13 protein-coding genes and 1 pseudogene are annotated in these 12,290 nt (G+C 60.9%); 5 read left to right on the top strand and 9 right to left on the bottom strand.

Features of this window, described 5'->3' with window-relative positions; genetic code table 11:
* Positions 1–329: 329 nt before the first annotated feature.
* Positions 330–1,574 (top strand): aminotransferase-like domain-containing protein, encoded by a 1,245-nt coding sequence (locus tag OEG82_RS10245; RefSeq protein WP_267612355.1) that lies wholly within the window; start codon positions 330–332, stop codon positions 1,572–1,574.
* Here the strand turns inward: OEG82_RS10245 and OEG82_RS10240 are convergent.
* Positions 1,540–2,460: a LysR substrate-binding domain-containing protein gene (locus OEG82_RS10240; protein WP_267612354.1), complete on the bottom strand. Its 921-nt coding sequence runs from the start codon at positions 2,458–2,460 to the stop codon at positions 1,540–1,542. The two genes, OEG82_RS10245 and OEG82_RS10240, sit on opposite strands and share 35 nt — an antisense overlap.
* Before the next feature lie 107 nt (positions 2,461–2,567).
* On the opposite strand from OEG82_RS10240, the gene OEG82_RS10235 reads away from it, so the two are divergent.
* Entirely contained in the window at positions 2,568–3,272 is a 705-nt protein-coding gene (locus OEG82_RS10235) for an SDR family oxidoreductase (protein WP_267612353.1), read from the top strand.
* A gap of 25 nt (positions 3,273–3,297) precedes the next feature.
* Positions 3,298–3,546, top strand: a complete 249-nt coding sequence (locus OEG82_RS10230) for a DUF6552 family protein (protein ID WP_267612352.1) — start codon at positions 3,298–3,300, stop codon at positions 3,544–3,546.
* 191 nt (positions 3,547–3,737) lie between these two features.
* On the opposite strand, the gene OEG82_RS10225 is transcribed toward OEG82_RS10230, so the two are convergent.
* The 3 genes and pseudogenes from OEG82_RS10225 to OEG82_RS10215 all read right to left on the bottom strand — a co-directional run bounded on the left by OEG82_RS10225 (position 3,738) and on the right by OEG82_RS10215 (position 6,055).
* Entirely contained in the window at positions 3,738–4,043 is a 306-nt protein-coding gene (locus OEG82_RS10225; RefSeq protein ID WP_267612351.1) for a hypothetical protein, read from the bottom strand.
* Positions 4,044–4,265: 222 nt separating this feature from the next.
* Positions 4,266–5,286: pseudogene (gene ilvC, locus OEG82_RS10220) on the bottom strand (ketol-acid reductoisomerase).
* Positions 5,287–5,377: 91 nt separating this feature from the next.
* The gene (locus tag OEG82_RS10215) at positions 5,378–6,055 is read right to left on the bottom strand and encodes a TetR/AcrR family transcriptional regulator C-terminal domain-containing protein (RefSeq protein WP_267612350.1); all 678 of its coding nucleotides are present in this window, start codon (positions 6,053–6,055) and stop codon (positions 5,378–5,380) included.
* Between the two features lie 129 nt (positions 6,056–6,184).
* On the opposite strand from OEG82_RS10215, the gene OEG82_RS10210 reads away from it, so the two are divergent.
* Positions 6,185–6,802, top strand: a complete 618-nt coding sequence (locus OEG82_RS10210; protein ID WP_267612349.1) for a hypothetical protein — start codon at positions 6,185–6,187, stop codon at positions 6,800–6,802.
* A 281-nt stretch (positions 6,803–7,083) separates the two neighbouring features.
* On the opposite strand, the gene OEG82_RS10205 is transcribed toward OEG82_RS10210, so the two are convergent.
* Genes OEG82_RS10205 through OEG82_RS10185 form a run of 5 tightly spaced genes read right to left on the bottom strand, consistent with a single transcriptional unit; the run spans position 7,084 to position 11,130 of the window.
* Entirely contained in the window at positions 7,084–7,530 is a 447-nt protein-coding gene (locus OEG82_RS10205; protein WP_267612348.1) for an RpiB/LacA/LacB family sugar-phosphate isomerase, read from the bottom strand.
* A 22-nt stretch (positions 7,531–7,552) separates the two neighbouring features.
* Positions 7,553–8,827, bottom strand: a complete 1,275-nt coding sequence (locus OEG82_RS10200; protein WP_267612347.1) for a TRAP transporter large permease — start codon at positions 8,825–8,827, stop codon at positions 7,553–7,555.
* A 9-nt stretch (positions 8,828–8,836) separates the two neighbouring features.
* Positions 8,837–9,304, bottom strand: coding sequence for a TRAP transporter small permease (locus OEG82_RS10195; protein WP_267612346.1), 468 nt, complete (start codon positions 9,302–9,304; stop codon positions 8,837–8,839).
* A gap of 57 nt (positions 9,305–9,361) precedes the next feature.
* Positions 9,362–10,354 (bottom strand): TRAP transporter substrate-binding protein, encoded by a 993-nt coding sequence (locus OEG82_RS10190; RefSeq protein ID WP_267612345.1) that lies wholly within the window; start codon positions 10,352–10,354, stop codon positions 9,362–9,364.
* Positions 10,355–10,380: 26 nt separating this feature from the next.
* Positions 10,381–11,130, bottom strand: coding sequence for a FadR/GntR family transcriptional regulator (locus tag OEG82_RS10185; protein WP_267612344.1), 750 nt, complete (start codon positions 11,128–11,130; stop codon positions 10,381–10,383).
* 348 nt (positions 11,131–11,478) lie between these two features.
* Here OEG82_RS10185 and OEG82_RS10180 point away from each other — a divergent pair, with 348 nt between their 5' ends.
* Positions 11,479–12,282, top strand: a complete 804-nt coding sequence (locus OEG82_RS10180) for a lipid II flippase Amj family protein (protein ID WP_267612343.1) — start codon at positions 11,479–11,481, stop codon at positions 12,280–12,282.
* Positions 12,283–12,290 lie beyond the last annotated feature (8 nt).

The following is a 12,290-nucleotide window of genomic DNA, read 5'->3' as shown; positions in this document are numbered from 1 at the left end:
GATTCGCCCCGCAGGGAAACTTCGACGCCCTGACCGGGATCCCTGAAACCCGACGAATACCCCTGCCCTGACCCGGTCGGCGACAAATGGTCTTCCGTTGGCCGGAGCGAATTGCGCGCGATGCGGCCGCGCGAATTAAATAGGTCAGCATTATTGACATAAATTTGCGTTCATGATCATTCTTGCTCCTGGAACATCGCAAACGCATTATTGTTGCGCAGGCAGAACTATCGGGGACTGTTTTCCTTTCGGATCGCGCAAGTTCGGATCTTCCCGTGCGCGGAAAGGCGGACTGTCCCCGGTATCGATGCGCGCCGGGAGGAGCAGGCATGAGCAGTGATACGACATCGGCGGGGATGACCGGCCTGGACTGGCCCAAGCTGTTTGCCACACGGGCGGAGCGGATGAAGGCGTCGGAAATCCGCGAACTTCTGAAGCTGCTCGACCAGCCCGACGTGATCTCGTTTGCCGGCGGCATTCCCGACCCGGCGCTGTTTCCGGCCGAAGCCTTTGGCGCGGCGCTGACCTCGGCGCTGTCGGGCGACTCGAAGGGCGCAGCACTGCAATATTCGGTCAGTGAAGGCTACAAGCCGCTGCGCGACTGGCTGGTCACGCGCATGGCTTCGCTCGGCGTCGAGTGCACTGCCGACAACATCATGATCACCTCGGGCTCGCAGCAGGCGCTGGACTATCTCGGCAAGCTGTTTTTATCCAAGGGCGACACCGCGCTGGTGGGCTGGCCGACCTATCTCGGCGCGCTGCAGGCGTTCAACGCCTATGAACCCAGCTACGACCGGCTGACCCCGCTCGGCAACCGCTCGGCCGCCGATTATCGCGCGGCTGCCAAGGCCAATGGCGGCGAGGTGAAATTCGCCTATGCCTCGGCCGATTTCGCCAACCCGACCGGAGAAACATTGGCCGGGTCCGCGCGCAAAAACATTCTAGATCTGGCCGAGGACCTCGACATCGCGGTGATCGAGGACGCCGCCTACCAGTCGCTGCGCTATGACGGCGACGAAGTGCCGCCGATGCAGGCGCTCGACATCGAGCGCAACGGCTCAATCGAAAACACCCGCACCATCTATTGCGGCAGTTTTTCCAAGACGCTGGCGCCGGGCCTGCGTGTCGGCTGGGTCTGCGCCGCAAAGCCGGTGATCTCGAAACTGGTGCTGATGAAACAGGCGGCCGACCTGCATTCGGCGACGCTGAACCAGATGGCGATCCACAAAGTGGCCTCCGAGGGCTTCGACGCCCAGGTGGCCAAAATCAAGGCGACCTACCAGGCCCGCCGCGACGCGATGCTGGCGAGCCTTGCCCGGCACATGCCCGAAGACGTGAGCTGGACCAGACCCGATGGCGGCATGTTCATCTGGGTCACGCTGCCCGAGGGTGCGGACGGCGCGGCGCTCTTGGCCGAAAGCATCAAAACCGAACGCGTGGCGTTTGTTCCGGGGCGGGCGTTTTTCGCTGATGGATCGGGAGCCAATACGCTCAGGCTGTCGTTTTCGTGCGCCAGCGAGGCGATGATTGAAGAAGGTATCAAGAGGCTGGGGCGGGTGGTGCGGGGCGGTTAGCGCCCTCCCCCCACGCCTTGCCAAACTGACCACACAGCCATTCCGCCAAATGATCGCGGTCGCCTGACGGACGGCCGGGTTCGCGCGGGGCCACGGCGTAGAAGCCGGCCGCAGATTTTGCTTCGTCGCGCCAGACGACCTTAAGCTCACCATTTTTGATATCAGGTTCGATCAACGCCTCAGGCGCGATGGCGACGCCGCGGCCGGCGCGGGCGGCGGCGATGGCGAGAGCTGTCTGGTTGAAGCGGGAGACGCGGGCGGCCTTGCCCGCCTCCTCGTCGTTGCCGAGCAGCTGACGCCAGTTCTGGTGGCTGCTTTCGAGCAGGCGGTGGGCGCGGAAATCTTCGAGATCTTTGGTTGGCGGCGCGGTTTCGAGATAGCTGCGGCTTGCGACCGCCACCAGGTTGAGCGGGGCGAGCTCAACCGATCTGAGGTCTGGCGCAAAGGGCGGGCTGGCCTGGCGGACAACCAGATCAACGCCGTCGGCGCCGAAATCGGACAGGCCTTCGGACGCGATCACCTGTAGTTCAATGTCCGGATGCAATGCCTCGAATTCGGTCAGCCGCGGCAGCAGCCACATGCTGGCAAATGATGGCGGCACGGAGAGCACAACGCTGCGGCTGACCGGCGCCAGTTGGGCGGTGGCCTGGGCGATGCGGGTCAGGGCCGCGTGGATGTCGGTGAAATAGGCCGCGCCCTTTTCGGTCAATTCCAGACCGCGGGGTTTGCGGACAAAGAGTTTCTGACCAAGCGAGGCCTCGAGATTGCGGACCTGCTGGGCCACCGCGCCTTGTGTCAGGTTCAGTTCCTCGGCGGCGAGGCGGAAATTGAGATGCCGCGCAGCGCCTTCGAAGGCACGCACGCCATTGAGATTGGGCAGACGCATGCAGCGCTCCAATTGACAGTAGATTTTCTACAGTCTGAGCGAGAAAACATGATTGGTCAACGTCTCGGGCGCCCGGTAAATTCGGGGCAATTGAAGGAGAGACGGATATGAGCGAACACAAGGTAGCCTTGATCACCGCCGGCGGCAGCGGCATGGGCGCGGACGCCGCACGCAGGCTGGCAGCGGACGGTTTCAAGGTCGGCATCCTGTCCTCCTCGGGCAAGGGCGAGGCGCTGGCCGAAGAACTGGGCGGCGTCGGCCATACCGGCTCCAATCTCGACCCGGAGGCGCTGGCAGCCTTTGTCGACAAGGCGATCGCCGCCTGGGGCCGGGTGGACGTGCTGGTCAATTCCGCCGGTCACGGGCCGAAGGGCGATGTGCTTTCGATCAGCGATGAGGACTGGCACAAGGGCATGGAATATTACCTGATGAATGTCATCCGCCCTGCCCGGCTGGTCACCCCGCATATGGAGCGCCAGGGCGGCGGCACCATCCTCAACATCTCCACCTTTGCGGCATTCGAGCCCGATCCGCTGTTTCCAACCTCGGGCGTGTTCCGCGCCGGGCTGGCGGCCTTCACCAAGCTTTTTACCGACCGCTATGCAGCGAAGAATATCCGGATGAACAATGTGCTGCCGGGCTTCATCGATTCACTGCCGGAGACCTCCGACCGCAAGGCGCGGATTCCGATGGGCCGCTACGGCCATGCGCGCGAGGTCTCGTCGCTGATTTCCTATCTGGCATCCGACGATGCGGCCTACATCACCGGCCAGAATTTTCGCATCGACGGCGGGCTGACGCGGTCCGTGTGACCGGCAAACCGAGGAGTACCTGATCATGACCACTGCAGTTGTTGGGAATTTTTCGAGCGAACGGATCGCCTTCGCGGTCAAATGGGTGGCGTCGATCATCCAGATCCTGGGCTACACGGCCACCGGCTTCGGCTGGACACCGTGGAATCTCTATCTGTTCGTCGCCGGTGTGTTTGGCTGGTTTGCCGTCGGTGTGATCTGGAACGACCGGGCGATCATGCTGATCCACATCGTGGCGCTAGCGGTAATGCTGGCGGGGATGAGCGCGGGGTGACCAGCCGAGAGGGCACCCGGGCCGTGCCACCTTTGATGGCAGTGGCCGGTTGCGGGTCCCTGTCCCTGGGGGCATCGGCAGCGGACAAGCGCTAACTCTCATGAATGAAAACCGCGCATGCAAAAAGGCCAGCCGGCAGGGGGGACGCCGACTGGCCAAATGGATCTGATGGGAGGATCAGATCGGGGGGGTCAGTTACCGGTTGCGGTCAGGCAGCGGCTTGCGACGCTGTCGGAATACTTTGCTTCGGCTTCCTGTGCCTTGGTGCAGGCATCCTTCAGGGCAGCCTGCTGTTCCGGCGTTGCGCCATCCCAGCGAGCCTGGAATTCGGCGTCGTCGAGGTCATTGCCTTCGGAGTCCATCATCATGTCGAAGACGCTCGGGTCGTTGCCTGCATAGGCGTCAAGTTCGGTGCGGGTGTTGTTGGCATTGGTCTGGGCGAAAGCGCCGGCGGTGAAGCACATGGCGAGAGCGGTGGCAGCAAGAATCTGTTTCATTTCAGTCTCCTCTGGCAGGGCGGGAGCCCCTGTTGTTGGTTGCAAGGACACAATGCCTGCGCCGGGCATTGGTTCCGGAAAATTTGCTGCAGGCCGAATATTATTTTGCCGCCGTTCGAGTTTCGAGCGCCCGCATTGCTCTCTGGTTCTTCCGTGACATGGCATGGAAAAGGCCGGGATCGCTCCCGGCCTTTCCGCTTTCAGTCAGATTGACGTGACGGCTTAGTTCTTGTCCTTGTCGACGAGCGCATTGCCCTTGATCCACGGCATCATGCCGCGCAGCTTTTCGCCGACTTCCTCGATCTGGTGACGATCGTTCATGCGGCGGATGCCCTTGAAGCGGGCGGCGCCGCCCTTGTATTCCTGCAGCCACTCGGAGGTGAACTTGCCGGTCTGGATGTCGTGCAGAACCCGCTTCATCTCGGCCTTGGTTTCGGACGTGATGATGCGCGGGCCGGAGACATATTCGCCCCATTCAGCGGTGTTGGAGATCGAGTAGTTCATGTTGGCGATGCCGCCTTCATAGATCAGGTCGACGATCAGCTTGACTTCGTGCAGGCACTCGAAATAGGCCATTTCCGGCGCGTAGCCGGCTTCGACCAGGGTTTCGAAACCGGCGCGGATCAGCTCGACCAGACCGCCGCAAAGCACAACCTGCTCGCCGAACAGATCGGTTTCGCATTCTTCGCGGAAATTGGTTTCGATGATGCCGGAGCGGCCGCCGCCGACGCCGCAGGCGTAGCTCAGAGCCAGGTCATGGGCGTTGCCCGAAGCATCGTGATGAACGGCGATCAGGCAAGGAACGCCGCCGCCCTTCTGGTATTCGCCGCGCACGGTGTGGCCGGGGCCCTTTGGTGCGATCATGACGACGTCGACCGAAGCCTTGGGCTCGATGAGGCCGAAATGGACGTTGAGGCCGTGGGCGAATGCGATGACTGCGCCGTCACGGATATTGGCGGCGATGTGATCCTTGTAGATGTCGGCCTGCAGCTCGTCGGGAGCGGCCATCATCATCAGGTCGGCCCAGCCGGCGGCTTCGGCGACGCTCATCACCTTGAAGCCATCGGCTTCGGCCTTCTTGGCGGTGGCCGAGCCTTCGCGAAGTGCTACGGCGACATTGGTTGCGCCCGAATCCTTCAGATTGAGCGCATGCGCCCGGCCACTGGGAACCGTAGCCGATGATGGCCACCTTCTTCGACTTGATCAGATTGAGGTCGGCGTCACGATCGTAATAAACGCGCATGGGTCACTCCTGTTGCTGTGCGTTTCCATTGTTGCGGCGGGTTTGATCCCGCCGATTCTTGCTGGTGCTCTCCCGCCCTGCCCCGAAGGGCTCAGCCAAACAGCGCCAGAAACCTGTCCGCCGCGGCACTGGCGCGGACGGAAATCTCGTGTTCATCCAGCCGGCCGGTCTCGCCCAGCAGCACGCGGATCTGCGTGTCGGCGATGACCAGGCCGAAAAAGGCGCGGAACGCCTCGCCGGCATCGTCAAAATTGAGCAGTCCTGCCCCGCGTCCGGCCAGCAGCAGCGGCTCGAGCCGCCGCGCCATCGCCACCGGGCCATTGGTCAGCACGATCTCGCCGAGCCGGCTCTTGCCCGATCCGGCATGGGAAACGGCGGCGCGGTTGAGCGCGATCGACAGATCGCCGGTGATCACGGTGAGCCAGCTTGTCGCAAAGCCGGTCAGCGCTGCCTTCAGGCTGTCGCTGGTCAAGCGGTCCCGCGGCAGTTTCGGCATCCGCACCTTCGACGCCTGCCAGCGCACGGTGGCGGTCAAAAGCCCATCACGATCGCCAAACCATTTGTACAGCGTCTCCTTGGAGCAGCTTGCTGCGCGCGCCACAGCGGCCACAGAAAACCCGTCGCCCTCGGCCACCATCAGCTTGAGTACCGCATCGAGCACCTCCTGCTGACGCTCCGACAGCTCCTCGCCCACCGATGCGCCAAAGGCGGCATCAGCGGGCGCAGCGGTCTGCTTGGGAGCAGTGTCGGGTGCAAGGGTCAATGTCATGAACGCGATGTACCGTACCGTACGGTACTGTGTCAAGCGGGAATGGATCCGGCATGAAAACCACCTTTGCTGGGACATCCTGAAAGTATATGATAATGTTTATCTCATCCGTTGCTGAGGGGACAACCTATGCCCGATGATCAAATTCAACAAAACCAAATAGACCAGATGGTCTCCGACGCGACAAAAGCCATCAAATCCGAGATGTACAAGCGCGTTGCCCTTGGTGTTGTCGGGATAGTTTCCGGCTTCGTAGCTCTCGCTGCCTTGGGAGCATGGACAGTCCTTCGCCCTTCACTGATTGAACAGATCGGCGGCGTTCCGCCAGGTGCGGTGATTGCATTCGATATAGAGGACGGCAAGCCTTGTCCTGCCGGATGGGAATCCTTCAAGAGCGCCAGAGCGAGGACCATCATAGGCGCAGGAGACCCGTCAGAAGCTCCCGGCAAGATGCGATATGATCAAAATGGAGAACTGCTTAGTACTTACATCAGGGGACAACACTACGGCGAAGAAAGGGTGCAGCTATTCAAGAGAAACTTTCCAAGCCACAGCCATTCAGTGCCATTTTCATCGACATCGACGGAAAATTCACGCCCGTTTGGCCTGATCGAGGAGCAAAACTCCAACTATTCCACCCGTGTGGCTGTATCGGGGGCGTCCACAGATTCCAGCGCGTATGGAGGCGATGAAGCCCACAACAATATGCAACCCTATATAGCTCTCTATTATTGCAAGAAGGATTGAGGGCGACAGGAATGGATTCCTGAAAACTCTTCATAATGCCGATCAATCGGCGCGCGAATTCGGGCATGGCTCCTGACATCCGAAACATGGAACTCGCGCGCACCTTCGACTGATTCCACCGGATGGCCGAAAAATGCGGCACTGACCTGCGTGTCACTCCCCCGCTTATCGCCATAGAAAGCAGCAGCGTCAGATAGCCCCGCCTCCCCTGCCCGGGCTTACATTCACGGAGACCGGTCAGTTGGCCATCGCGGTCTCGGTGATCCGCGATGGCCTTTTTGTCAGCGTTCGGAATCCATCACGTGCAGTTTCTCGACCCGGCGGCGAAATTCTTCGCTGGTGGAAAATTCCGCCTCCAGATAGGCCGTGATCAGGTCGTTGGCGAGCCAGGGACCGACAATCTGCGCACCGATGCACATCACATTGACATCGTCATGCTCGACGCATTGATGCGCCGAATGGACATCATGACAGACGGCGGCGCGGATGCCCTTGACCTTGTTGGCGGCGATCGAGGCGCCGACGCCGGTGCCGCAGACCATAAGGCCGCGATCGGCGGTGCCGTCGGTCAGCGCGCCGGTTACCAGCCTGGCGATATCGGGAAAGTCCACCGGCTGGTCATCGAAAGATCCGACATCGATGACCTCGTGGCCGAGCGCCTTGATGGCTTCGAGGGCGTAAGCCTTCATCGGAAATCCGGCATGATCAGAACCAACAACAATTCGCATTTTCAGTATCCTTCCAAAGGGGCTAACGCAGGAAGCTGGGCAGCCAGAGAACAAGATCGGGGGCGAAGGTGATCACGCCGAGTGTTGCCAGCAGCGGGATGTAGAACGGCGCCAGCGCCTTGAGCAGATCGCGCAGCGAAATCTCGGCGATGGAGCAGACCAGGAACAGCGACAGTCCCATCGGCGGGGTCAGCAGTCCGATCATCAGGTTGAAGATCGCAACAATGCCAAGATGCACAGGGTCGACACCGGCCAGCACCATCGGCGGCGCGATCACCGGGACCACCAGCAGCGTCGCGGTGGTGGAATCGAGGAACATGCCGGCAATGAAGAAGATCAGATTGGCAATCAGCAGCAGCATCAATGGGTCGGTCGACCATTGCAGAATCATGGCGGCGAAGTTCTGCGGCACCTGCTCGACAGCCAGAATCCAGCCAAACAGCGCGGCGGCTGCGACGATGATCAGGATGGCGCTGGTCGAGCGGACAGTGGCCAGCATCGAGTGCCACATATGGTTCCAGGTCAGCTCCTTGTAGATCAAGGAACTGATCAGGATGACATAGATCGCGGTGACCGCGGCAGCTTCGGTGGGGGTGAATATACCCAGCAGCATGCCCGAAATCATCAGCACCGGCGCAAGAATGGCCGGAAGTGCAGGCAGCAGCGACAGCCAGATCTCGCGCGCAGTCGGCCAGCGGTCAGCCCGCGGCATCGAATGACGCAGGGACAGGATCGCCGCCGTCGCCATCAGCAGCGCCACACAGATCAGGGCTGGCACGATGCCCGCCAGCAACAGCTGCACGATCGAGACGCTGGTAACCGATCCATAGACGATCAACGGGATGCTTGGCGGGAATATCGGACCAACCACGGCAGAGGCGGCGGTGACGGCCGCGGAAAACGGCGCCGAGAAACCGCGCTTGCGCATCGCCTCGATCTCGATCTTGCCGAGGCCGCCGACATCGGCCAATGCCGCGCCCGACATGCCGGAAAAGATCAGCGATGAGAATATATTGACCTGGGCCAGCCCGCCGGGGGCGCGGCCGACCAGCGTATCGGCAAAGCGGAAGATACGGTCGGTGACGCCGGACAGGTTCATCAGATTGCCGACGAAGATGAAGATCGGCACGGCAACGAGCGGAAAACTGTCAAGCGCATAGGTGATGCGCTGGGCCAGCAGTCCGAGCGGAAACCCTTCGATCAGGATATAGAGAATGCCCGGCAGCAGGATGGCGTAGACCACCGGAAAGCCGATGATGAACAGCACCAGGAAGGCTATGATGATGACAGTGCCCATGGATTGGTCCTAGATGCTGACGCTCGTGGCCTTCTGCGGTGGTTTGCGCAGATGGACGAGATGGACCAATGCCGCTGAGGCAAATCCGAAAAAGGTGGAGCCGAGAAAGATCCAGAACGGGATTTTCAGTGTCGGCGTGGCGTTGTTGAGGTTCTTGCCGATGGTGTTGAACACGGCATAGGCAACCAGTCCGGTGATGAAGATCGCGCACAGCGACGTCAGCACATCGAGAATGCGGCGCGGCAGAACCGGCAAGGCCTTGCGCAGATCTCCCATGACGATGTTCTCCCCGGCTTCGACGACCAGCGGAAAGCTGACAAAGACGACACAGATGAGCAGGAAGCGGGTGAATTCCTCGGCACCGATGATCGGAGATCCGAAAACCCAGCGCATTATGATCTGCGCAAATGGCACAAACACCAGTGCTCCGAGCAAAAACACGCTGACATATTCGACAAGGCGTCTGGCAAGCTTCATGACACGCTCCCGCAAGGAGACGGGCGCCCGGAGGCGCCCGCCAAAAGATGCAATGGCTTACTTAACCGCTGCGATCTGTTCGATGTAGGGGGCGAAATCCGGAAAATCCGCGCGGATCTGATCCAGCACCGGAACCCGGAAAGCTTCGATGTCGAGACCCTCGGCTTCGGTGACCACTGTCATGCCGTTGCTCTTGAGCTCTTCGACCAGACCAGCTTCCGATTCCTGCGCCCAGCGCAGCGAGTCCGCGGCCTTTTCGTCCAGCACCTTGGTGATCTTGGCACGGTTGTCCTCGCTCAGGCTCTGCCAGACGTCTTCATTGATGAAGACGGCAAGCACGGAGTGCATGTGCCCGGTCATGGCGACATGGGACTGCACTTCATAGAGCTTGTTGGCCGAGATCATGGTCAGCGGGTTTTCCTGCCCGACAACCAGACCGGTCATCAGGGCGGTGGGGAGCTCGGAGACTTCGACCGGGGTCGGTGTGGCGCCAAATCCCTTGACCATTGAGACCCAGAGGTCGAGCGGCACGGCGCGGAATGGCTTGTCCTTGAGATCGGCCGGTGACTTCACCTCAAAATTGGACGAGATGTGGCGGGCGCCGCGATAGATGCGCCCGATGATGCGCACGCCGCCTTCGGCGATCAGCTTTTCGTTGATTTCCTGCAGAGCCGGCGAGGACGCGGGGTTGGTGGCAGCCAGCGCCTGTTCGGCAGAGCGATAGATGAACGGGGCGTTGAACACCGCCACGTCAGGCACGACGCGGGCAAGCGATGCAAAATCATGATGACCCATGGAAATCGAGCCGATGCGAACGCCGTCGACCATTTCAGCGACGCCGCCAAGCTGGCTGGCGGGGAACACCTGAACCGTGATGTCGCCGCCGGTGGCATCCTTGATGCCTTCGGCTGCTTCGGAGGCAAATTGGGTCTGAATGTCGCCTTCAGAGCCGACATGCGCATAGCGCAGCTCTTCGGCGAGGGCTGGCGCCGACAGGATGCCCAGGGCCAGGATGGCGGACGCAATGCGCCCGGTAATTGAAGTATACATACTCACTCCTCCACAGTTGGTTTACTCTACTCCGCCATGCCGCCTCTGCTGAAAGCGGCTATGATGCTTTTACGGCGCAGTTCGTCGCCGATCGCGAAGTGTTCACGCAGCCGTCGGTCGGCAGCGTCTCCATCCCCTTCCACGATCGAAAGAAAGACCTGGCGGTGGGATTCCACCAGATCGTCAATGACTTTCGGTGTCTTGTGCGTCACCCGACGGCGCTCGACATGGTTCTGCATCAGCAGTTCCGAGATCGCCTTGTAGAGCGTGACAAGCGCCTGGCTGTGACTTGCCTGGACGATGGCCGCATGAAAGCGGAAATCCGCCATGCCACCCTTTTCCGGATCGGACAGTGTTTTGATCAGCGCCGTCAGACAGCCGCCGATGCGATCTAGGTCACTTTCTGTGGCGCGCTCGCAGGCGAGCCGGATGGCCTGGCACTCGATCGCCATGCGCGCCTGCATGATGTCCTCTGAAACATTCTGCTCCTGGGCCAGGCTGAAGGTGAAGAAATCGGTCAGAACAGAAATGTCCGCCTTGCCGACAAAGGCGCCGCTGCCATGGCGGATGTCGACGAGCCCGAGCATGGCGAGCGACCGCATGCTCTCGCGTAGCAGCGGACGGCCGACATTGAGCTGGGTGGCCAGATCGCGTTCGGCAGGCAGACGGTCCCCGGTGCGCAGCTCACCCGACAGCACCTTGCGCCGGAAGAAGGCAAACACGCGTTCGCTTCCGGATTGAGCATCAGTGTTTTCGGGCGGGGTGATTTCTGACATAGGTTCCATCCAGTGGTCTTACCTCTTTAAACCGCTGCAGCAACTGAGAGTCAAGCCTTTGGGACAGGAATGCATAGGGAATCGACATTCTCACTTGAAGATTTGCACAACAGCAAAAGTCATCCCGTGATGACTGTGCATTGATGGCAAAATTGATCAGACCACTTTGACCTTCGTCATTCAGCACCGATAGAGTGCCTATTTGCCAATGCGATCCATGCCGTATTGCAGGCTCATGCGACACCGGTGGTTTCGATTATCGGCTGCCTCCTCCCTCACCGCCGCAATAAAACCTGAAATCGGATCCTATCTCCGCGTCCGGCATCTGGGCTTCGGGCGGGCAGCTTCATGGACATTCAACTTCTGGCCATCATCATTCTGACCGTGGTCATTCATCTGATCGGGACGCTGGCGTTTGCGTTCAGGATTGCAGGGATCCGGACCGGGCAGATCGCGATCGCGTTCTCGCTGTTCAATGCGATGGTGCTGGTGTCGCGGACGTCGAACTCGTTTCAGGCGCCGCTGCTGGCCAAGCGGGTGGAGACCTCGATCCTCGACGCCGGCTCAAGCCATCTGCAATGGGATTTCGCGCTGATCCTGGCGGCGGCGTCGCTGGGCACCGTCATCGGCGGGCTGCTGATCCCCACCGTTCAACGCGTAGCCACCAGTGCGGTGGCAAGCTTCAAGAAGCGACGCAACCTGGTGCGGCTGACACTCAAGGCGCTGACACCGCGCGGGGCCGCGGTGGTGATGCAGTCGGTGGCGCTGCCGCGTTATCAGAACCTGACCTCGCTGAAAATCTCGTCGGGATTTCCAGTGGTCTATGTCGGCATGAATTTCCTTGCCACGGCGCTGTGGACCGTGGGCGTGCTGGCGGCGATCTATGCCGGTTCGCTCGATCCGGAGTTCCGGGTGACGGCGAGTTCACTGTCGGCGGTGATCAACGGCGTCGCCACCATCATGATGTTCATCCTGATCGATCCCTATCTCGCCGGGCTCACCGATGATGTGGTCGAGGGCGAGGTCAGCCAGGTTTTTTACCGCCGGGTGCTGGTGTGGATGGTGCTGAGCCGGCTGGCAGGCACGGTGTTTGCCCAGATCCTGCTGGTGCCGGGGGCGCAGCTGATCGTGGCTGTGGCGCGCTGGCTGTAGCCGCATCC

It is taken from the genome of Hoeflea ulvae (assembly GCF_026619435.1).
Classification (GTDB): domain Bacteria; phylum Pseudomonadota; class Alphaproteobacteria; order Rhizobiales; family Rhizobiaceae; genus Hoeflea; species Hoeflea ulvae.
Note: the sequence above shows the minus strand (reverse complement) of the source record. Positions and strands in the feature narration are given on the sequence as shown.